This is a genomic window from Pseudomonas sp. GW821-FHT03C07 (assembly GCF_059420925.1).
The window spans coordinates 490,510-513,162 of sequence record NZ_JBWKUQ010000002.1; the positions used below are offsets into that span (position 1 = coordinate 490,510).

General features: G+C 62.1%; 17 protein-coding genes. All 17 read right to left on the reverse strand.

Annotated features, from left to right (window positions below; translation table 11 throughout):
• Positions 1-323: 323 nt before the first annotated feature.
• Positions 324-1,448 carry a glycine cleavage system aminomethyltransferase GcvT gene (gene gcvT / locus AC07VG_RS05500; RefSeq protein ID WP_495002413.1) on the reverse strand — a complete coding sequence of 375 codons (1,125 nt, stop codon included), beginning with the start codon at positions 1,446-1,448 and terminating at the stop codon, positions 324-326.
• Positions 1,449-1,505: 57 nt separating this feature from the next.
• Positions 1,506-2,882, reverse strand: a complete 1,377-nt coding sequence (locus AC07VG_RS05505; protein WP_495002414.1) for an L-serine ammonia-lyase — start codon at positions 2,880-2,882, stop codon at positions 1,506-1,508.
• Positions 2,883-3,022: 140 nt separating this feature from the next.
• Positions 3,023-5,872 carry an aminomethyl-transferring glycine dehydrogenase gene (gene gcvP / locus AC07VG_RS05510; RefSeq protein ID WP_495020619.1) on the reverse strand — a complete coding sequence of 950 codons (2,850 nt, stop codon included), beginning with the start codon at positions 5,870-5,872 and terminating at the stop codon, positions 3,023-3,025.
• Between the two features lie 9 nt (positions 5,873-5,881).
• Positions 5,882-6,259 carry a glycine cleavage system protein GcvH gene (gene gcvH / locus AC07VG_RS05515; protein WP_495002416.1) on the reverse strand — a complete coding sequence of 126 codons (378 nt, stop codon included), beginning with the start codon at positions 6,257-6,259 and terminating at the stop codon, positions 5,882-5,884.
• Between the two features lie 552 nt (positions 6,260-6,811).
• A complete protein-coding gene (gcsR, locus tag AC07VG_RS05520) occupies positions 6,812-8,320 on the reverse strand; it encodes a transcriptional regulator GcsR (protein WP_495002417.1) in 1,509 nt (502 codons plus the stop codon).
• A gap of 55 nt (positions 8,321-8,375) precedes the next feature.
• Positions 8,376-8,735 (reverse strand): DUF5064 family protein, encoded by a 360-nt coding sequence (locus AC07VG_RS05525; protein ID WP_495002418.1) that lies wholly within the window; start codon positions 8,733-8,735, stop codon positions 8,376-8,378.
• Between the two features lie 55 nt (positions 8,736-8,790).
• Complete coding sequence (gene arcC, locus AC07VG_RS05530) at positions 8,791-9,720, reverse strand: carbamate kinase (protein WP_495002419.1); 930 nt, start codon at positions 9,718-9,720, stop codon at positions 8,791-8,793.
• Between the two features lie 152 nt (positions 9,721-9,872).
• On the reverse strand, positions 9,873-10,883 hold the full coding sequence (locus AC07VG_RS05535; protein ID WP_495002420.1) for an ornithine carbamoyltransferase: 1,011 nt from the start codon (positions 10,881-10,883) through the stop codon (positions 9,873-9,875).
• An 81-nt stretch (positions 10,884-10,964) separates the two neighbouring features.
• Positions 10,965-12,221 (reverse strand): arginine deiminase, encoded by a 1,257-nt coding sequence (gene arcA, locus AC07VG_RS05540; RefSeq protein WP_495020620.1) that lies wholly within the window; start codon positions 12,219-12,221, stop codon positions 10,965-10,967.
• A 33-nt stretch (positions 12,222-12,254) separates the two neighbouring features.
• Positions 12,255-13,703 (reverse strand): arginine-ornithine antiporter, encoded by a 1,449-nt coding sequence (gene arcD, locus AC07VG_RS05545; RefSeq protein ID WP_495020621.1) that lies wholly within the window; start codon positions 13,701-13,703, stop codon positions 12,255-12,257.
• A 449-nt stretch (positions 13,704-14,152) separates the two neighbouring features.
• Complete coding sequence (locus AC07VG_RS05550; protein WP_495020622.1) at positions 14,153-15,505, reverse strand: CoA transferase; 1,353 nt, start codon at positions 15,503-15,505, stop codon at positions 14,153-14,155.
• A 198-nt stretch (positions 15,506-15,703) separates the two neighbouring features.
• Complete coding sequence (locus AC07VG_RS05555) at positions 15,704-16,111, reverse strand: YbaN family protein (protein ID WP_495002505.1); 408 nt, start codon at positions 16,109-16,111, stop codon at positions 15,704-15,706.
• Positions 16,112-16,310: 199 nt separating this feature from the next.
• Positions 16,311-16,919 carry a biliverdin-producing heme oxygenase gene (locus AC07VG_RS05560; protein ID WP_495002424.1) on the reverse strand — a complete coding sequence of 203 codons (609 nt, stop codon included), beginning with the start codon at positions 16,917-16,919 and terminating at the stop codon, positions 16,311-16,313.
• A gap of 115 nt (positions 16,920-17,034) precedes the next feature.
• Entirely contained in the window at positions 17,035-19,620 is a 2,586-nt protein-coding gene (locus tag AC07VG_RS05565) for a TonB-dependent receptor (RefSeq protein ID WP_495002425.1), read from the reverse strand.
• A gap of 118 nt (positions 19,621-19,738) precedes the next feature.
• A complete protein-coding gene (locus AC07VG_RS05570; protein ID WP_495020623.1) occupies positions 19,739-20,704 on the reverse strand; it encodes a FecR family protein in 966 nt (321 codons plus the stop codon).
• 110 nt (positions 20,705-20,814) lie between these two features.
• Positions 20,815-21,333, reverse strand: coding sequence for an RNA polymerase sigma factor (locus AC07VG_RS05575; protein ID WP_495020624.1), 519 nt, complete (start codon positions 21,331-21,333; stop codon positions 20,815-20,817).
• 455 nt (positions 21,334-21,788) lie between these two features.
• A complete protein-coding gene (locus AC07VG_RS05580; protein WP_495002428.1) occupies positions 21,789-22,241 on the reverse strand; it encodes a hypothetical protein in 453 nt (150 codons plus the stop codon).
• Between the last annotated feature and the right edge of the window lie 412 nt (positions 22,242-22,653).

The window sequence follows — 22,653 nt, forward strand, 5'->3', positions numbered from 1 at the left end:
AACTTCAGGCTACTGCCCAGGTCACGATTCCAAGCGACCCATGCAAACACAGTAGAGAAACTCTACGCCAACTCCGGGAGAAAAAACAAGCCCTGCGCAAACCCGGGTTTACGCCTGTTTACAGGGGGTGTCTGGCCTTGCAGATTGTCGCTGTGCCCCAGCTGGGGGGGGCTTATTGTCGACTGTTATAAAACAAGTTCATGAATGAATATATGCACTGTTTTGTGGCGGTTGCGTGACAAGGTAGTGCGTTGTTTCGTCTAAGGCTTAGTTGTTACTGTAAGTATCAACAGGGGGTATCAACCCCTGTTGATAGCGGTGTATCAGCCCCTGTAGTAACGCTGTGGCACAAACGGCATTTTGCTCACCTTGAGGGGGACGCGCTTGCCGCGCACGATGGCCCAGACTTCACTCTCCAGGGCGGCCTGCGAGCTGTCTACATAGCCCATGGCCAGAGGGGCACCGAGGGTCGGACCGAAGCCGCCGCTGCAGACGTTGCCGATCACCTTGCCGTCCTGATCGACGATTTCCGCGCCTTCACGCACCGGTGTGCGTTCTTGCGGTAACAGGCCCACACGTTTGCGTGACACACCCTGTTGCTGCTGGGCAAAGATCGCCTCGGCGCCAGGGAAGCCGCCGGCCCGCGCACCGTCGGCGCGCCGCACTTTGGAGATTGCCCAGAGCAGGCTGGCCTCTACCGGGGAGGTGTCGGTATTCATGTCGTGCCCGTATAGGCACAGACCGGCTTCGAGGCGCAGCGAGTCACGGGCCCCCAGGCCGATGGCCTCGACCTCGGCTTCGGCCAGCAGGCTGCGGGCCAGGGCCTCGGCGCTGGCCGCCGGTACGGAAATCTCGAAACCGTCTTCGCCGGTGTAGCCGGAGCGGCTGACGTAGCAGTCGACCCCCAGCAGGCGCACGGCGGCGAACTGCATGAAGGTCATTTTTGTCACTTCCGGGGCCAGGCGCGCCAGCACGCTGACCGCGGCCGGGCCTTGCAGGGCGAGCAGGGCGCGCTCCTCGAACAGGGGCAGGACCTGGCACAGATGGCCCAGGTGTTTTTGCAGGTGCGCCAGATCCTGTTCCTTGCAGGCGGCATTGACCACCAGGAACAGTTCGTCGTTGCCCAGGTTGGCGACCATCAGGTCATCGAGGATGCCACCGGATTCGTTGGTGAACATCGCATAACGCTGCATGCCCACCGGCAGGTCGACGATGTCCACCGGCACCAGGGCTTCCAGGGCCTTGGCGGCAGCGGCGCCGACCAGGCGGATCTGGCCCATGTGCGAGACATCGAACAGCCCGGCTTTTTCACGGGTGTGCTGGTGTTCTTTCATCACACCCAGAGGGTATTGCACCGGCATGTCATAGCCGGCAAATGGCACCATGCGCGCGCCGAGTTGCAGGTGCAGGGCGTGCAGCGGGGTTTGCTTGAGGGATTCGGTGGACATTGCAGCTCCTTGTAGGGTGTGGAGGGGATAGGCAAAGCCACTCCCCTTGAATGAGGGTCAGCACTCGATGATGTTGACGGCCAGACCGCCGCGGGCGGTCTCCTTGTATTTGCTTTTCATGTCGGCGCCGGTCTGGCGCATGGTACGAATCACCTTGTCGAGGGAGACGAAGTGCTGGCCGTCGCCGCGCAAGGCCATGCGCACGGCGTTGATGGCTTTCACCGAACCCATGGCGTTGCGTTCGATGCACGGCACTTGTACCAATCCGCCAATGGGGTCGCAGGTCAGGCCGAGGTTGTGTTCCATGCCGATTTCGGCGGCGTTTTCCACTTGTTGCACCGTGCCGCCGAGCACTTCGCACAAGGCCCCGGCGGCCATCGAGCAGGCCACGCCGACTTCGCCCTGGCAGCCGACTTCGGCACCGGAGATCGAGGCGTTTTCCTTGTAGAGAATACCGATGGCGGCGGCGGTGAGGAGGAACCGCACCACGCCGTCCTCGTTGGCGCCGGCAATGAAGCGCATGTAGTAATGCAGCACGGCCGGGACGATCCCGGCCGCGCCATTGGTGGGCGCGGTGACCACACGGCCGCCGTTGGCGTTTTCCTCATTGACCGCCAGGGCGTAGAGGTTGACCCAGTCCAGCACCGACAGCGCATCGCGCAGTGCCGCTTCCGGGTGCTTGCACAATTGCCGGTGCAGTGCGGCGGCGCGGCGTTTGACCTTCAACCCGCCGGGCAGGATGCCTTCATTGCGGCAACCAGCGTCGACGCAGTCCTGCATGACCTGCCAGATCTTCAGCAGGCCGGCGCGGGTTTCCGCTTCCGGGCGCCAGGCACTTTCGTTGGTCAGCATCACCTGGCTGATGGACAGGCCGTAGGTGGTGCAATGGCCGAGCAGTTCCTTGGCGCTTTTGAACGGGAAGGTCAGCGGTGTGCTGTCCTCGACGATGCGGTCGGCGCCGGCGGCGTCTTCATCGACCACGAAACCGCCGCCCACCGAGTAGTACTCGCGGCTGCGGATCTGGATGCCGGCGGCGTCGAAGGCGCGGAAAATCATGCCGTTGGGGTGATAGGCCAGGGGTTTCCTGATCATCGCCAGGTGGAGTTTTTCATTGAATTCGATGGAGTGTTCGCCGAGCAGATTCAGGCGTCCGTTGCTGCGGATGGTCTGCAGGCGGGCGGCGACGGTTTCGGTATCGACGGTATCCGGGTGTTCACCTTCCAGGCCCAGGAGCACGGCCTTGTCGCTGCCGTGGCCTTTGCCGGTGGCGCCGAGCGAGCCGTACAGCTCGACTTTGACGCTGGTGGTCTGTGACAGCAGTTGCTCGCGCCGCAAGCCCTCGACGAAACGCGCGGCTGCGCGCATCGGACCGACGGTGTGGGAGCTGGAGGGACCGATGCCGATCTTGAACAGGTCGAACACGCTCAGGGACATGTGGGTTCTCCGGGATCATTCTTATTATGGTGATGGACACGGTCTCCTGTAGGAGCCGGCTTGCTGGCGATTGGGGCGACGCGGTCCTTCAGCAAGACCGTGTCGTCGTTCATCGCCGGCAAGCCGGCTCCCACAGGGGGTCAGGCGTAGTTCTCGATCGACGGGCAAGCGCAGACCAGGTTGCGGTCGCCGAACACGTTGTCGACACGTCCCACTGGTGGCCAGTACTTGGCTTCGATCAACGACGCCACCGGGTACACCGCTTGTTCGCGGCTATACGGATGGAACCACTCGCCGACGATCTCCGCCGCGGTGTGCGGGGCGTTCTTCAGCGGGTTGTCGTCCTTGTCCAGGCTGCCGTTTTCCACCGCACGGATTTCTTCGCGAATGTGGATCATGGCGTCGCAGAAACGGTCCAGTTCTTCCTTGGATTCGCTTTCGGTCGGCTCGATCATCAGGGTGCCGGCCACCGGGAACGACATGGTCGGGGCGTGGAAGCCGAAGTCGATCAGGCGCTTGGCGACGTCATCGACACTGATGCCACTGCTGTCCTTCAACGGGCGCAGGTCAAGGATGCACTCGTGCGCCACCAGGCCGTTGCTGCCGCTGTAGAGCACGGGGTAGTGCTCTTCCAGGCGTCGGGCGATGTAGTTGGCATTGAGGATCGCCAGTTGCGAGGCGCGCTTGAGGCCTTCGCCACCCATCATGCGGATATACATCCAGGTGATCGGCAGGATGCTCGCGCTGCCGAACGGCGCCGCGCACACCGCGCCTTTCTTGCGTTCCATGCTGGCATGACCCGGCAGGAACGGGGTCAGGTGCGACTTCACGCCGATCGGACCGACGCCCGGGCCGCCACCGCCGTGGGGAATGCAGAAGGTCTTGTGCAGGTTCAGGTGCGACACGTCGCCGCCGAACTTGCCCGGGGCACAGAGGCCGACCATGGCGTTCATGTTGGCGCCGTCGATGTATACCTGGCCGCCGTTGTCATGAATGATGCCGCAGATTTCGCGGATACCTTCCTCGAACACGCCGTGGGTCGACGGGTAGGTGATCATCAGCGCGGCAAGGTGTTCGCGGTGCTCGATAGCCTTGGCTCGCAGGTCCTCGATATCGACGTTGCCGCGGGCATCGCAGGCGGTGACGATCACGCGCATGCCGGCCATGTTGGCGGTGGCCGGGTTGGTACCGTGGGCCGACGACGGGATCAGGCAGATATCGCGGCGTTCATCGCCACGGCTCTGGTGGTAGGCACGGATCGCCAGCAGGCCGGCGTATTCGCCCTGGGAACCGGCGTTCGGTTGCAGGGAAATCGCGTCGTAACCGGTGGCGGCGCAGAGCATCGCTTCCAGCTCATCGGTCAGTTGCTGGTAGCCGGCGCTCTGCTCGGCCGGGGCGAACGGGTGCAGGGCCCCGAATTCGGCCCAGGTCACCGGGATCATTTCGCTGGCGGCGTTGAGCTTCATGGTGCAGGAGCCCAGCGGGATCATGGTCCGATCCAGGGCCAGGTCCTTGTCGGCCAGCTTGCGCAGGTAGCGCATCAGCTCGGTTTCCGAGTGATAACGGTTGAACACCGGGTGGCTGAGGATTGCCGACTGGCGCACCAGGGCGGCCGGGATACGGCTTTCCAGCGACGCGGCAAGCACGTTGAAGTCCGGCACGGCCTTGCCGCCGGCCAGCAGTTTCCACAGGGCTTCGATATCGGCCTGGCTGCTGGTTTCGTCCAGGGACAGGCCCAGGCGCTGGGCATCCACGACACGCAGGTTGATGCGCTGGGCGCGGGCCTGTTCGTGCAGGGCGGCGGTATGCACGCCGGTGTTCAGGGTCAGGGTGTCGAAGAAGTGTTCCTGCTCGACCGCCAGGCCCAGTGCGTCGAGGCCCTTGGCGAGGATCGCGGTGAGGCTGTGGATGCGCCGGGCGATCTGGGTCAGGCCTTTTGGACCGTGATACACCGCGTACATGCTGGCGATGTTGGCCAGCAGGACCTGGGCGGTGCAGATGTTGCTGGTGGCTTTCTCGCGACGGATATGTTGCTCGCGGGTCTGCATGGCCAGGCGCAGGGCCGGCTTGCCGAAACGGTCGACCGAGACGCCGACCAGACGGCCAGGCATGTCGCGCTTGAACGCATCGCGGGTGGAGAAGTAGGCCGCGTGCGGGCCACCGAAGCCCAGCGGTACGCCGAAGCGTTGGGCGCTGCCGATGGCCACGTCGGCGCCGAACTCGCCCGGCGGGGTCAGCAGGGTCAGCGCCAGCAGGTCGGCGGCAACCGCCACCAGGGCGTTGACGGCGTGGAAACGCTCGGTCAGGGCGCGGTAGTCGAACAGATCACCGTTGCTCGCCGGGTATTGCAGCAGGGCGCCGAAGAACGGGCTGACGTCGGTCAGTTGGTGTTCGTCGCCGACCACCACGTCGATGCCCAGGGGTTCGGCGCGGGTGCGCAATACGTCGAGGGTCTGCGGATGGCAGTGCACGGAGGCGAAGAAGGCGTTGCTGCCCTTGTTCTTGCTCAGGCGCTTGCAGAAGGTCATGGCTTCGGCGGCGGCGGTGGCTTCGTCGAGCAGCGAGGCATTGGCGATCGGCAGGCCGCTGAGGTCGCTGATCAGGGTCTGGAAATTCAGTAGCGCTTCCAGGCGGCCCTGGGAGATTTCCGGCTGGTAGGGGGTGTAGGCGGTGTACCAGGCCGGGTTTTCCAGGAGGTTGCGCAGGATCGGCGACGGCGTATGGCAGTTGTAGTAGCCCTGGCCGATATAGGTCTTGAACAGCTGGTTTTTTGCGGCGATGGCCTTGATCGACGCCAGGGCGTCGGCTTCGCTTTGCCCGGCCCCGAGGTCAAGGACGCTGGTGCCCTTGATGCTGTCGGGGATCACGCTGGCGCTGAGGGCTTGCAGGGAGTCGAAACCGAGGGTTTCGAGCATGGCCTGTTCGTCCGCCTGGCGCGGGCCGATATGACGGGCAATGAATTCGTTGGCGGTGCTGAGATTGACAGTCATGACGGTTCCTCAGGCGTTGGCTTTGATCAGGCGGTCGTAGGCGTCCTGATCCAGCAGTCTAGCGACTGCCGAGGCATCGGTAGGCTGGAAGCGGAAAAACCAGCCGGCGCCCAGCGGATCTTCGTTGACCAGCTCGGGAGTGTCCGCCAGCGCCGGGTTGAATTCGAGCACTTCACCGTCCAGGGGCATGTACACGCCGCTGGCGGCCTTGACCGATTCCACGGTGGCGGCTTCGGCGCCTTTGTCGTAGTGCTGCAGTTCCGGCAGTTGCACAAACACCACGTCGCCGAGGGCGTCCTGGGCGAACACCGTGATGCCGACCGTGACACTGCCATCGGCTTCGCTACGCAGCCATTCGTGGTCTTCAGTAAAACGCAACTCGCTCATGGAAACTCCTAAGGGGGCCAGACTCGTCGTCAGGTGGACGCAGGGATGCGGGATCGACGTCCCGCTGAATGGGATTCCCTTAGCAAGTTTGTGGCCAATACTGAATAAGGCTTGTAAATCAATGAGTTGCTGGTTTTTTTGTGTGCGCCGGACGGCAATCTCTGTAGCGAAATCGCTACAGCTGGAGAGCAGAAAAAAAGCCTAGCAGGATCAAAGCCTTGTGGAACGGGGATTGGCCCGAAGTGTAGCGAAATCATTCCACTGTAGCGCTTTCAGTACAGATGAAGGTCGTTTTTGGCGTCGACGAGCCCTGTGGGCTGGCTTGCCAGCGATGAGGCTCTAAAACCTTGCTTCGACCACAAGGACGCCATCGCCGGCAAGCCGGCTCCTGCAGGTCGGCGTATCACCGCAAAATACTGTGGCTGCCGCGTCCTGTGTGGGAGCTGGCTTGCCAGCGATGAGGTCCTCGAGCCTTGCACCAGCCATGAGGACGCCATCGCCGGCAAGCCGGGCTCCTACAAGGTTCTTTGGTGCCTTGGGGGGCGTGGTTTGTCAGGGCTTGCCGGGAATGCCGTATTTGCGCAACCGATGGGCGATGGCGGTGTGGGAAGTCTGCAACCGACTAGCCAGTTGTCGGGTCGAGGGGTACTGCTGGTAGAGCTTTTCCAGCAGGGTCCTCTCGAAATCCTCCACCGCCTGTTCCAGGCTGTCGATCTCGGGATCGCTCTGGCGTGCCACGGAGGTTCCGGCGATATCCAGGTCACCGATGTCGACCACGCTGCTTTCGCAGATCGCCGCCGCCCGGAAAATTACGTTCTGCAACTGCCGCACATTACCCGGCCAGCGGTTGTCCAGCAGCGCCGGGTAGGTTCCGGGCGCCAACCGGCAGACCGGGCGCTGGATCTGCGTGCAGGCCTGCTGCATGAAGTAGCGCGCCAGCAGCAGGATGTCCTGGCCGCGTTCACGCAGTGGCGGAACCTCGACGTTGAGCACGTTCAGCCGGTAGAACAAGTCTTCGCGAAAGCTGCCCTCACTGACCATCTTCTCCAGGTTGCGGTGGGTGGCGCTGAGTATCCGCACATTGACCTTGACCTCGCGATCCCCGCCGACGCGGCGGAAGCTGCCGTCATTGAGAAAACGCAGCAACTTGGCTTGCAGGTACGGCGACATTTCGCCGATTTCATCGAGAAACACCGTGCCCTGGTTCGCCAGCTCCATCAGCCCCGGCTTACCGCCGCGCTGGGCGCCGGTAAAGGCCCCGGGGGCGTAGCCGAACAGTTCGCTTTCGGCGAGGTTCTCCGGCAGGGCCGCGCAGTTCAGGGCCAGGAACGGTGCGCCATGGCGCGTACTGATGGCATGGCAGGCGCGCGCCACCAGTTCCTTACCGGTGCCGGTTTCACCCTGGATCAGCAGCGGTGCGTCGAGGGCCGCAACCCGTTGGGCACGAGTCTTGAGGGTGCGGATCGCCGGGGACTCGCCGAGCAGCGCATCGAAACCTTCGGCATGGTCGTGGTGCAGGGCCGACAGGCGCTCACCGATGCGGCTCGGTTGATAGAGGGTCAGCAGCGCGCCGGCATCGGTGATCGGCGTGGCGTCCAGCAGCAGGGTCTGGCCGTTGACGGTGATTTCCCGCAGCGGCAGGCGAAAACCGTTTTCCAGCAAGCTGTCCAGGAGCTTGGGATCGGCAAAGAGTTCGGCGACGCTTTCGCCGGCTGGCTCGCGACCGTACAGGGCGATCAGTGCCGGGTTGGCCAGCAGCACATGGCCGGCACTGTCCAGGGCCAGCACCGGGTCGGTCATGGCCGCGAGCAGGGCGTCGAGTTGCAGGTGTCGACGCTGTCCCGGCAGGATGTCGACCACCGTTACCGCCTGTACGCCACGGACGCTGAACAGGGCGTCGCGCAACTCCTCCAGCACTTGCGGGCTGAGGGTCGGGGCGTCGATATAGACATTGGGCGGAACCATCTCCACCGCATCCAGGTTGAGATTGCGACCACCGAGCAGGGCCAGGACTTCCTGGGTGATGCCGACGCGGTCGATGAAGCTGACATGGATACGCATGGGGCGATTCGGTGTTCCGGGCGCGAGGGCGGCAATTATGCCTTGGCGTGGGGTGTTACTCCAAATGCTCGGGTTTCACTGGGTCGCCGGATTTGGCGTGGAGTTGCGCGCGCACGTCTTCGAACATCCGGTCGTAGTGGCCGTGCATGGTGCGCAGATCGACGTTTTTCGGTATGCCGTGCTTCACCGCGATGTGGAAGGCTTCGCTGGCGAAGTTGAAAGCCAGGTCCTTGGGCAGCGTGAAAGTCTCCTCGAAGGCTTTGTGGTTGATGTCGCCGTGCAGGGTGAACTGCATGGACGTGCCTTCCTTCGGATCCTGCACCACCTCATAGTCGATCTTTAGGTCGTAACTGAAATCCCCGGGTTGCAAGGCCGCGCGCTGGATATGCAGGTGACCGGGTTCGAACGTGGCCATGGTGTTCTCCTTCAAGGCATGGAGTAGGGCAGACCGCTGGCCTGCCCGATGGTTCTTATGAATAGGTGATGCCGGGTTTTGCCGTGCTGATCCGCGTCCCTGCCTTACCTTGGACTATCGCCTCGATATCCGCCAGTGAACCGATCACCGCGACCTTGCCGGTGTGCCGGGCGAACTCGCAGGCGGCCTGGACTTTCGGGCCCATGGAGCCGGCGGCGAAACCGAGTTTTTCGAGATCGTCGGGGTGGGCCTGGAGAATGGCTTTCTGGGACGGCTGGCCCCAGTCGACAAAAGCCGCATTGACGTCGGTGGCGATCACCAGCAGGTCGGCGTCCAGCTGTTCGGCCAGCAGCGCCGAGCACAGGTCCTTGTCGATCACCGCTTCGATGCCCTTGAGCTTGCCGTCCTCGCCGTACATCGTCGGGATGCCGCCACCGCCGGCACAGATCACGATGCTGCCCTTGTCCAGCAGCCATTTGATCGGGCGAATCTCGAAGATGCGCTTGGGTTTGGGGCTGGCGACCACGCGGCGGAACTTATCGCCGTCCGGGGCGATGCTCCAGCCTTTTTCGGCGGCCAGCTGTTCCGCTTCGGCCTTGGTATACACCGGACCGATGGGCTTGCTCGGGTGTTGGAAAGCCGGGTCCTTGGGGTCGACTTCGACCTGGGTGAGCAAGGTGGCGAAGGGCACCTCGAAGTCCAGCACGTTGCCTAGTTCCTGTTCGATGATGTAGCCGATCATGCCTTCGGTTTCGGCGCCGAGCACGTCCAGTGGGTACGGCGAGACCTGGGTGTAGGCGGCGGCCTGCAACGACAGCAGACCGACCTGCGGGCCATTGCCGTGAGCGATGACCAACTGGTTGCCGGAGTAGATTTTGGCCATCTGTTCGGTAGCGATTCGGATATTGGCGCGTTGATTGTCCGCGGTCATGGGTTCACCACGACGCAGGAGGGCGTTACCGCCCAGGGCGACGACGATACGCATAAGTACTGTCCTTCCAGAGGTTGCATGAGTCCTCCGGTAGGAGCGAGCTTGCTCGCGATGGAGGTCAACGATAACGCGGGGCATCAGGTACAACACGGCGCCCGTGCGTTTATCGCGAGCAAGCTCGCTCCTACAAGGGGGGAGCGCCGGTCTTAGATATCCGCCAGTGCCGAGACCAGAATCGCTTTGATCGTGTGCATGCGGTTTTCCGCCTGCTCGAAGGCGATATTGGCCGGCGACTCGAACACCTCCTCGGTTACTTCAACTCCATTGGCCAGGTGCGGGTAACGCGCCGCGATATCCTTGCCGACCTTGGTTTCGCTGTTATGGAACGCCGGCAGGCAATGCATGAATTTGACCCGGGGATTGCCCGCGGCTTTCATCATTTTCGCATTGACCTGATACGGCATCAGTTGCTCGATGCGCTCGTCCCAGGCTTCCACTGGCTCACCCATGGACACCCAGATATCGGTGTGGATGAAGTCCACGCCCTTGACCGCTTCCTGCGGGTCTTCGGTGATGGTGATGCGCGCGCCGCTTTCCTCGGCAAAGGCCTTGCACTGGGCGATGAAGTCTGCATGGGGCCACAGCGCCTTCGGCGCGCCGATGCGCACGTCCATGCCGAGCTTGGCGCCGATCATCAGCAGCGAGTTGCCCATGTTGTAGCGCGCATCACCGAGATAGGCGTAGCTGATGTCATGCAGCGGCTTGTCGCTGTGCTCGCGCATGGTCAGGGTGTCGGCGATCATCTGGGTCGGGTGGAATTCGGCGGTCAGGCCGTTGAACACCGGCACGCCGGCGAACTTGGCCAGTTCTTCGACGATCTCCTGTTCGAAGCCGCGGTATTCGATGGCGTCGAACATCCGTCCGAGTACGCGGGCGGTGTCCTTCATGCTTTCCTTGTGGCCGATCTGCGACGACACCGGATCGATATAGGTGACGTGGGCGCCCTGGTCATGGGCCGCGACTTCGAAGGCGCAACGGGTGCGGGTCGAGGTCTTTTCGAAGATCAGCGCGATGTTCTTGCCTTTGAGGTGCTGCTGCTCGGTGCCGGTGTACTTGGCGCGCTTGAGGTCGCGGGACAGGTCGAGCAGGTAGTGCAGCTCGCGGTTGGTGTGGTGCATCAAGCTCAGCAAGCTGCGGTTGCGCATATTAAAAGCCATTTGTGGATCTCCTCGGGTATGGGTTATCCGCCTGTCCGGCCATGGCCCTTCGTGGGGGCAAGGGCAGGTGTTGAATATCGGTTAGTAATCGATCGGGTCGCGAATGATCGGGCAGGTCATGCAGTGGCCGCCGCCGCGACCACGGCCCAGTTCGCCGGCGCTGATGGTGATGACTTCCACGCCGGCCTTGCGCAGCAGGGTGTTGGTGTAGGTGTTGCGGTCATAGCCGATCACCACACCGGGTTCCACGGCCACCACGTTGTTGCCGTCGTCCCACTGTTCGCGTTCGGCGGCGAAGCTGTTGCCGCCGGTTTCCACCACGCGCAGGGCCTTGAGGTTGAGGGCCTTGGCGACGGTGTCGAGGAAGTTGCTTTCTTCCCGGCGCACGTCGATGCCGCCGGGCTTGCTGTCGTCAGGGCGCAGGGTGAAGGCGACGATCTGGTTCACCACTTCCGGGAAGATGGTCACCAGGTCGCGGTCGCAGAAGCTGAACACGGTGTCCAGGTGCATGGCCGCCCGGGACTTCGGCAAGCCGGCGACGATCACCCGTTCCACCGCGTTGTGCTTGAACAGGTTCAGCGCCAACTGACCGATGGCTTGGCGCGAGGAGCGCTCGCCCATGCCGATCAGCACCACGCCGTTGCCCAAGGGCATCACGTCGCCGCCTTCGAGGGTGGCGTTACCGTGTTCCTGGTCCGGGTCGCCGTACCAGACCTGGACGTCGGCATTGACGAATTCCGGGTGGAACTTGTAGATGGCACTGGCCAGCAGGGTTTCCTGGCGTCGCGCCGGCCAGTACATCGGGTTGAGGGTCACACCGCCAAAGATCCAGCAGGTGGTATCGCGGGTGAACTGGGTATTGGGCAGCGGCGGCAGGATAAAGCTGGAGTGGCCGAGGAAGTCGCGGAACATCGAGAGGGTCTTGCCACCGAAGCTGCTCGGCAGGTCATCGGCCGAAACGCCGCCGATCAGGAACTCGGCGATCTTGCGTGGCTCCAGGCTGCGCAACCACGAGTCGACCTCGTGGACCAGCCCGAGGCCGACCTGGTTGGCGGTGATCTTGCGTTCGAGGATCCAGTCCAGGGCTTCCTTCTGGCCGACGATATCGGTCAGCAGGTTGTGCATTTCCAGCACATCGATATCGCGTTCGCGCATCTTGGTGACGAAATCGAAGTGATCGCGCTTGGCCTGGGCCACCCAGAGCACATCGTCGAACAGCAGTTCGTCGCAGTTGTTCGGGGTCAGTCGCTGGTGCGCCAGGCCCGGTGAGCAGACCAGCACCTTGCGCAGTTTGCCGGCTTCGGAATGAACGCCGTACTTCACTTTTTCCGTGGTCATTGCAGATCCTCCAGGGAACGAACAAACAGGCTGTTACAGGGTCAGGAAGCCGTCGTACAGGCCGTAGGCCGCCACCAGGGCGCCTATGACCACAGCAGCGAAAATCAGCTTCTCGACAGCGGTGAAAATCGGTTTGCCCAGCTCGCGCTTGGCCTTGGCGAACAGAATCACGCCGGGGGCGTAGAGCAGGGCGGACAGCAGCAGGTACTTGATGCCGCCGGCGTACAACAGCCAGATCGCGTAGATCAGGGCGATGGCGCCGATAAGCAGGTCTTTGCGGCGCTCGCCCGGGGCCTGTTCATAACTTTCGCCGCGTACCGCCAGCAGCACGGCATAAGCCGCCGACCACAGGTAGGGCACCAGGATCATCGAGGTGGCGAGGTAGATCAGCGACAGGTAGGTGCTGGCGGAAAACAGCGTGATGATCAGGAAGATCTGCACCATGGCGTTGGTCAGCCAGAGGGCGTTGGCCGGCACCTGGTTGGCGTTTTCGCGACGCAGGAACTCCGGCATGGTGTGGTCCCTGGCGGCGGCGAACATGATCTCCGCGCACAGCAGCACCCAGGACAGCAGGGCGCCGAGCAGCGAGATGATCAGGCCGACGCTGATCAGCACCGCGCCCCAATGACCGACCACGTGTTCGAGCACCGCGGCCATGGACGGGTTCTGCAGTTTCGCCAGTTCCGGCTGGGTCATGATCCCCAGGGACAGGACGTTGACCAGTACCAGGAACAGCAGCACGGTGATAAAGCCGATGACCGTGGCCTTGCCCACGTCCGAGCGTTTTTCCGCGCGGGCGGAGAAGATGCTCGCGCCCTCGATGCCGATAAACACCCAGACGGTGACCAGCATCATGTTGCGCACTTGGTTCATCACACTACCGAGGCTCGGATTTTTCACGCCCCAGATGTCGGCGGTGAAGATATCCAGCTTGAAGGCGAACAGTGCGATCAGCACGAACAGTACGAGTGGTACCACCTTGGCGACGGTGGTGACCAGGTTGATGAAAGCCGCTTCCTTGATGCCGCGCAGGACCAGCCAGTGCACCGCCCAGAGCAGCAGCGAAGCGCCGACTACCGCGGCGCCGGTATTGCCTTCGCCAAACACCGGGAAGAAGTAACCCAGGGTGCTGAACAGCAAGACGAAGTAGCCGACGTTGCCCAGCCAGGCACTGATCCAGTAGCCCCAGGCGGACGAGAAACCCATGTAATCGCCGAAACCGGCCTTGGCGTAGGCGTAGACCCCACCGTCCAGGTCCGGTTTGCGATTGGCCAGGGTCTGGAACACGAAGGCCAGGGTCTGGAACACGAAGGCCAGGGTCAGCATGCCCACGGCGGTAATCGCCCAGCCAATCAGTATGGCGCCGACATCGGCACTGGCGGCCATATTTTGCGGCAGGGAAAAGATCCCGCCGCCGATCATTGAACCCACCACAAGAGCGACCAGTGCGCCTAATCGCAGTTTTCCGGGTGATTCAGACATTGCATGACTCCAATCCATGGGAATTGAGGTCATAGGGTAGGTCAGAGGCAAAATCAAAAAATGATATAGATCAGATCATTGGCACATTCCATTGTTTATGAACGACTTGAGTGTCTAACGATGAGATAACGAAGGGCGCCTTGAAATGGCCGTCCCAGAGCTGTCGTGCTGATTTTTAGGAGAGGTGTTGCGTATTGCCGGGGAGGTTTGAACTAGCCAAACCTGTGGATTGTGCAAATGTCCGGCGGCGCTTTTTAAACGCATTTTATGGATTGGGAATGGGGTACGAAATGATGGAGGCAAGTAGGTTTTATAGGCGCTATCGATCTTAAGCGCCTATCTTTTTCATACCTGTTGAATAGACGAAACGACACGCCGGATAATTAATCAAGTGAACAGCTGTTCTCTTGTTAAATATTGAAACAATTAACCGGCAGGCGATATTGATCTCACCACCACTGTGGCGGATGAGCGCCCAGTTTCGTCGCCGCCAAAGCCCACTGCAACGGCACCGCCCCGACCTTCAGCGGTGACAGCAAGCGTTGCGCCGGACCCCAGGAGGTCTGTTCCAGCACCGGGTTCCAGTCTTGCGCTCCAGCAGGCGACAGCGCTTCGGTGCCATTGACCGTTCCCTGTTCCAGCAGCAACTTCGCCGTACGGGCCAGCGACAAACGCGCCGAGCCCCCCAGCCCGCTGTGCAGGCGCGCGGTCAGCGCACGGATCGCCGCGGCCGCCATCAGGTAGCCGGTAGCATGGTCCAGCGCCTGCACCGGCAGCGGGACAGGCTTGTCCGTCTGTTTCCAGAGCATGCCGGCCTGGGCGATGCCGCTGCTCATCTGTACCAGGCTGTCGAAGCCCCGGCGATTGCGCCACGGGCCGCTCCAGCCATAGGCATTGAGGCTCACGTCGATCAGGCCGGGGGCCAGGCGCTGGCGGCGCCGGGCATCGTAGCCAAGTCCGTCCAGGGCATCGGCGCGGTAGCCGTGCAGGAGGATATCGGCCCCGCCGAGCAATCCTTCGAAGACCTCACGATCGGTGGTGTCATGCAGGTTGAGGCGGGCGCAGTGCTTACCCAGGGTGACATCCGGGGTCAGGGCGGGTTCGTCCCAGGTCGGCGGGTCGATGCGCAGCACCTCGGCGCCCAGTCCCGCCAGCAGGCGGCTGGCCACGGGGCCGGCGAGTACCCGGGTCAGGTCGAGGACCTTGATGCCCGCCAATGGGCGCGCCTGCGAGCCGAGCCAGGTCCGTGAACCGTGGCTGTCGCTCGTGGCCCGCTGGACCAGCGGTTCGGCATTCACCGCCAGCCCTTGGGGGTGTTTCTTCCAACTGGCCCATGAACGCATTTGCGCGGCGCAGCCTCCGGCCTCGACCACCGCCTGCTCCAATTCGCTGGCGGACCATTGGGCAACCTTGCTGGCCATGGCGTTGCGATCCGTGGCCAGTCCCAGGACGCGCTCGGCGGCGCGGCGATGATGCGGAGCGTTGGTGTGCAGGCGGATCCAGCCGTCGGCGCTGGCATAGTCGCCGGCAATCGGCTCCCAGGGTGGCGGGATCTCCCAGCCCACTGGCTGCACGGCACTGCCGAACCAGAAGGAGGCCAGGCGTCGGTCGACTTCGACGGAGGGACGCAGTCCGCTCTGTTGCAGTAGCAGTTCGGCCACTGCCTGGCCGGCGGCGGCGAGGGTGGCAGCGGCCAGTTCGGTAACGGCGAAAGTCGAAGGTAGAGCGCCGCTACCGGTAAAAACCGGGGGCGAGAGGGGCAGGTCGAGCGCGGCTTGAATGGACGTCAGTAGATCGGTCATCGAAGGCTCTCCGTGAGAAGGGTCATTGCACCTGAAATACGGCCGATTGTCGATGTCGGGTGTGGCCTCCAGACCGTCAATATATTCTTGATCCTGGCCCTGCCATTCCGATCCATGCGGTCCTTGTAGGAGCCAGCAAGCCGGGGCCTACAAGTCGGGGTTTGCCGAAAAATGCCCCCCGCAGGAACTGAAAGGGGCTCAGGGTGCGTCGGATACGGCAAGCCGCTCCGGACGCGACCAGATCCACAGGTTGCCCAGGCTCATCCCGGCGATGGCCAGGTAGACCGGCCAACCCGGTTCGAGCATCACCAGCATCAGCGTGGCGCAGAGCAGCATGCTCAGGGTGGCGCTGACCTTGGCCCGGCGGGCGATGATCTTGCCGTTGCGCCAGTTGCTCAGGATCGGGCCGAACAGCCGATGGTTTTCCAGCCAGGCACTTAGGCGCGGTGAACTCTTGGTGGCGGCCCAGGCGGCGAGCAGGATGAACTCGGTGGTCGGTAGGCCCGGAATGACGATGGCGATCAGACCGATGCCCAGGCTGACGTAGGCGAGCAGGCCAAAGAGCACGCGGGCGAGTTTGGAAGAGGAGGGTTTTGGTTGGGTCATGGCGTCAATTGTGCGGCGATGGAGTGAACGGCTCAAGCCCCGGATCCTTTTGTTGCCTGTGCAAGGAGGCGTACGCAAGATTAGGGAGCGATGCGTAACTTGTAGGAGCGAGCTTGCTCGCGATGGCCTGAAGAGCGCTGCTGTGTTTCAGGTATCCCGCGTCATTGTTGACGTCCATCGCGAGCAAGCTCGCGCCTACTCAGGCCAGTTCTGGTGCCGTGGCGTAAGCCTGTTCCAGCAACACGGTAAAGCGCTCGAACGCATCAATCGCGCCTTTCTCCGCTGCCGCTTCTTCTGCGGCGCTCAGCTCCAGACCGTCGAGGGTCCTGGTAAAACGCTTCCAGCCTTCGGCGCGGCCGCCGGCCGGTTCGCCCAAGTGGCGGGCACCGAAGGTTTCGCTGAGGCCCAGGCCCACGGCGCGCTTGATCAGGAATGCGGCGCCGAGTTTCGAACCCTCGGAAACGAAGAGCCAGCCCAGGGCTTCGGCCTTGCTCGGGTGATGCACAGCACCGGCTACTGGCGCCGGTACTTCGGTGTCCAGGTCTGCCAGATCGGCCTTGGCGGCTTCAGCGCGGCAGCGTTCTGCCAGATCCGGCACGATGGCGATCAGTTCCGAATCGTTGTACAGCGCCACCAGCTCCGACTGGAACAGGTACTGGGCCACCACGAAACGGGCGAAACCCGGCTGGGTTTCGAACGGCGCATGGGCTTTGACCAACTGGTCGAGCTTGGTATGCGGCGCGTGGGTGATCTGGTTCAGGCGTTGCGAGCGCAGGCTCGGGCGCTGGGTGTTGTCCGGGGTGGTCATAAGCATGTCCTTGAGAATGAGAGGCGCTGTGTGACTAGACGAATCAGAAGACGCGCGACAGTAAAAAAACTTCACCCAGGCCCTGTGAAATACGGCCGGGTGAGGTTCAGTTCGATCAGATATCCCAGACCAGGTTGACCGAGAAGTTGCGTCCCGGCGCGGTCAGCCGCTCGAGGTTGGCCGGGTTCAGCACCCCGGCTTCGCCGACGCTGTCGTAGCCGCGTACGTCATCCCAGTTCCAGTACTTCTTGTCGGTCAGGTTGTAGAGACCGGCGTTGACGGTGACGTCGTGAGTGACCTTGTAATACCCGGTCAGGTCCAGCACGCCGTAGCCCGGGGTTTTGAACTGTTCGCCCTTGCCGTCTGGCGAGAAGAAGTTGCTGCTGTCGACCCTGTTCTTGCGTTGTACCAGCGTCCAGCTCAACAGGCCGCCGTAGCGGTCCTGGTCGTAGCCCAGCGCCATGACGGCAGTCAGCGGGTTGACGCTGTTGAGCGGCTGGCCGGTGTCGTTGTTACGAGCGTAGGCGTAGGCCAGGGAACCCTTGCTGTAGAGACCTTGCGCTGCACCGAAGGTGTCCAGGTTGAGGCGCCCCTTGAGCTCGGCGCCCTTGATGGTGGCGTGCTTGATGTTGTTGCTCTGGAAGGTCAGCTCGGTGTAGCCGGGGGCGATGGCATCTTCGTTGATGAAGTCGCGGTACTGGTTGTAGAACACCGCCAGGTCAAACGAGCCTGCGTCGAACTTGCCGCGCAGGCCGGTCTCATAGCTCTTGCTCTTTTCCGGTTGCAGGTTCGGGTTGGGGGCAACTTGGTAGCCGGTGTCCAGGTTCTGGAAGCGACCGTACAAGGCCTTGGCCGATGGGGTGCGGAAACCCTCGGCGTACTGGCCGTACCAGGTGTACTGGTCGTTCAGGGCGTAGGTCAGGCCGAACTTGGGCGAGATGCGATGCCAGGTCTTGTTGGAGCCATCAACGGCTCCGCCGCCCGCCGCGGCAATGGTATTGAGGAACTCCTGGGTGATATGTGGCTTGAGCTGGGCGTAGTCATAGCGCAGGCCCGGCAGGAAGGTCCAGCTGTTCCAACTGATCTGGTCCTGGGTGAACAGGCTGTAGCTGTCGAGGGTCGGGTCCGGGAAGTCGCTGGACTTGACCAGGCGGTCGGCCGGGCTGTCAGCGCCCACGGCGGTACAGCCCCGCCCCACGGCCAGGCAGGTGCCGGAGCCACTGCGCGAACCGGTGACTTGCTGTTGCTTGATCGTGGTGCCATAGGTCAACAGGTGATCGGTCGTACCGATATTGAAGGCCTTGTCGGCCTGGGCATCGAAGACCCACTGCTGCTCTTCGTAGACCGTATCGCGGCTGCGCAGGACGTTACGGGTGAACGGGAAGTAGTTTTCCAGGGTGCTCTGGTCGGTTTTCGCGATCTGGTAGTTCAGGCTCAGCTTGACGTGATCGGCCACGGCGCTGTCCAGGCCGAAGCTGTTCTCGATGCCGAAACGTTCGCGACTGATGGTGTCGTTGCCGGTGCGCGAACGGTACATGCCCAACGGCTGGCCGACGTTGAACGGGCCGCCGACGGCGCTGCGCTGGTTGGTATCGACATCGTCTTTGTAGCGCTCGTAGGTCAGGCCCAGGCGCGAATCGTCGTTGTAGTTCCAGCCCAGTTTGGCCAGCACGTTGGTGGCACGAGCTTTCTCCGGGTTCGCCGCGGTGCGGTTCAGGCCGTTGCCGCCGGTATCGCCATAGGACTCGGTCTCACGCCCGTTGCGCTGGCTCAGGTGCAGCAAACCGTCGAAATCACCGCTGCGTCCGGCGACGGTGCCGGAGGTCAACCAGCTGTTATCGGCCGAGCTGTAGCCGCTTTTCAGGCGGGCGCCGACGTCCTGGCCCGGCTTGATGATGTCGTCCGGGTCGAGGGTGTAGTAGCTCACGGCGCCGCCGATGGCGTTGCTGCCGTAGAGCACCGAGGCCGGGCCGCGGAGGATCTCCACGCGCTTGATGATTTCCGGGTCGACGTAATTGCGCTGGGTGTTGGCGTAGGGTCCGTTGAAGAAACTGTCGGGAATCTCGACGCCGTCGACCTGGGTCAGGATCCGGTCGCCGTCGATACCGCGAATGTTGTAGTTGCTGATACCACCACCGCGCTGGCCGGTACCGCCGACCGAGACGCCGGGTTCGTCACGTACCAGTTGCTTGATGGTATTGACGTTCTGGCGGTCGAGTTGCTGGCGGTCCTTCACCGTTACGGTGTTGGGCACCGAGTTGATGTCCTGCTCCTGGCGGGTGGCACTGATGGTCACCTGCTCCAGGTGCAGGGTGCTACCGCTGGCGTGCTTTTCCAGGACGATGCTGTTATCGCCGACTTTGCGGTAGCTCAGGTTGGTGCCGAGGAGCAGGCGCTCAAGGGCCTTTTCTGGCGGCAGGGCACCGCGCACGCCCGGCGAGGCCACGCCCTGGCCGAGTTCGGCGGGCAAACCGACTTGCCAGCCGGTGATTGAGGTAAAGGCGTTGAGTGCCGAGACCAGGGGTTGTTGCGCGATCGAGAAACTGTAGTTGCCCAGGCTCCGGGCCGGCTGTTCGGCGCTACCGGCGGCCAGCACTGGCGTGGCTTGTGCGCCGGCCAGCAGGATGGCCGCGGTCAGCCAGGACAAGGTGCGTAGTTGCAGGCCGCCGGTGCGGGGCTTGGAGGTGAAACGAATGGGCATCGATAGCGCTCCCGGGTGGACGAATCGTTATAGTTGCTACGCAATTCAAAATAAGAATCACTTGCATTGGCTATAACGAGACGAATCACCGAAGGCTATCGCGTAAAAATAATTATTCTCAGTTGAGAATCACCAGCGCCGGGTACTCCGAAACCTTGGCGGAAGTGATCTGGGCCAGGGCGCGGACCACGTCCAGAGGCTTGTCCAGGCGGTAGTTGCCGGTGACGGCGAGCTGGGCCAGGTGCTCGTTGTTGTTGACGATCCAGCCGGGGTAGTAGCGCCGCAGTTCGGCCAGTACCTGGCCCATCGGGCAGTTTTCGAACACCAACCGGCCCTGGACCCAGGCCAGGTCCTTCTGCGCATCGAGTTTTTCCGGACGCCCGAAACCATGGGGCCCGACCCGCACGCTGTTGCCGGCGGACAGGCGCAGGCGGGCGCTGTCGTCGAGGGTGCGCAGGTCGACCGCGCCGCGCTGGACCTGCACTTGTGCTTCGCCATCGAGGTAGCGCACGGCGAAGCTGGTATCGCTGACGCTGGCGCGGACTGGCCCGGCATCGATTTCCAGCGGCTGTTCGCGTTCGGCGGCGACCTCGAAAAACGCCTCGCCTTTGTACAGTCGGGCCTTGTGTTGGTGTCCGCTGAAGTTGCTGGAGAACGCCGAATTGGTATTGAGCAGGACTTTCGAGCCGTCCTCGAGTTGCAGGTGCTGGCGCTCGCCGGCCACGGTGAGGTGATCGGCTTGCAGGCGCAAGGGCAGGTCGCTATAGCTGCCGAGGGCGATCAGCAGCGCGGCGGCGCTGGCCAGGGGTTTCCAGTGTGGGCGCAGGCGCCGCAGCAGGGAAGGGCGCCGTTGCTGTTGCAGGACCTGGGCGACGGCGAACACCGGCTGCGCATTCCAGGCGCCGCTGGCGCGTGCATAGGCCTGGGCATGGCGCGGGTCGGCGGCGAGCCAAGTGTCGAAGGCGGCCTGCTGCTCGGCACTCGGGCACTCCATCAGGATCAGCCAGTCCAGTGCCTGATCCATGGCGGGGTCATGCGGCACCTGCCCGGAGGCGGGGCGGCGCAGGTCTTGACTGTCTGTCACGGGTGTTCCTCGGCAATCTTTGCCACGGTCTGGTTCAACGATCTTGTGATTTGGCGCGATCGCGCTGTAGGGCTTTTGAGCGGACTGTCCACGCTCTCAGGCGCCAGAGCTTAAGGGCGATCCAGGCGTTCGGCTACTCCGACACAGATCGCCATGATCAGCTTGAGCTCTTTTTGCACGGTGCTCAGGGACACGTCGAGCTGGTCGGCGATCGCCTGATAGCTGCGGCCGTGGAGGCGGTTGAGGATGAAAATCTGCTGCTGACGGGCACTCAACTGGCTGAGGCTGACACTCAGGCGCTTGAGCATTTGTTCGGCATGGGTGGCGTCTTCCGCGGTGCTCAGGGGCGCGGCAATATTTTGCATGACATCCAGCGGCACGTCGTCCATCAGCGTACGCGACTGGATACGCAGCGTCCGCAGGTGGTCCAGCGCCAGGTTTCGGGCGGTCTGGAAGACGAAGGGTTCGAGGTGATCCACCGAACGTTCGCTCAGGGCACGGGTGACCCGCAGGTAGGTTTCCTGCAGCAGGTCCTCGGCGGTGCTGGGATTGTTGACCATGCGCTGCAAGGTCCGCAGCAGCGTGACACGCTGGGCGAGGAAGACAGTATTGAAGTGGGACTGACTCACGGAAGCACCGGACCGATGACAAGTTAATGATAATGCTTATCATCTGCCTTATTGGTCAAGTCCTAATGTGTTCCTTTCTCCTACGAAGCCGGAGGTATTCGATGAGTCAGGGCTGACGCCGACCTACTGTAGGAGCCGACTTGCTAGCGATGGCGTCCGGATGGACGATACACGATTAGCCGGTCGTTGGCATCGAGCCGAAACAATCAGGGCCGTTGCTCTTTTTGGATACGTCGCTGATAATGTTTCGCGAGGGCTCCTTAAAGAGCAGGGGTATTGAGCATCACGGCGACATCGGCTCAATACTGTGGATGTGCAAGGCTCGCCGGCCTTGTGGTAGCGGCAACCGGCAACAGTGGTTGGCTTCCGACCCCTTTCTCGTGGTGACACGGGGACGTGCTAAGCGAAGCGCTGCGACTACCAGCCCTCATTACTTTCTTGAAAAGGCGCTCATTTCAGAGCGCTTTTTTTGTTTTCAGAGTACCGACTTTCGTTGCGTGAGGACTACGGTGTAGTTTGTAGGCGGTCACCACCGAGTAGAAGTTGTTTCCCTCTGTGTCTAACTGTGGCGAAAGAATCACACATCCTTTTGCACCTTTCAGAATGGTCAGACGATAACCGTCTGCTGTGAGATAAAACTCACACAGAATTTGCGCGCCCGGTGAGCAGATACTCGCCACATATATTGCAACATCGTGAATGCTCTTGCATCCCCACTTGGGAAGCTCGTGCCCGTGGCCTTGCCAGATGTGATTGGCCCCGAAGCCTTTGTTTACGCCGACATGCTTTCCCACTCTGAGATAAATTTCGCCCGCCGGTAACGTGAGGTTTCGACTGCTATAGCCTGGAATAAAGCCGTAGCTTGGAAGGCCCGTCACGGGATGCGGTATGACGTCATCTTCGTGCAAGTTGCAGTAGTCGTGAAGGGGCTTGGGTGGTGAGGTCTGTGACAAGGGAGAGCATCCTTTGCATTGTGCTCCTGATTATGCACAAGCGAATAGGTGTTCAACCTGTTTGAAGTTTTAAGCAATAAAGTTTTTGTATTTCGATGCGCTTATTCAATATTCAGCCTAGTACTGCGGTATTTGGCTGGGGCAAAGATTTTAGCGAATTTTAAGTCATTATCTTTAGATGAGTGTGTAGGCTGTTTCTTCTTTCTATACTCAACTCATCAATATCTCGCCAGTAGATGAAATGGCTTGCAAAAAAATCTCATGTTTCCTACATGTTTCAGCCGTGGGAGAATATTGCGTGCGCAAAAGGTGAACGCTAGAGTCTGGCTGTCGCTGCCAATTCAGCGATACGGGTTTTGCAGCCCGG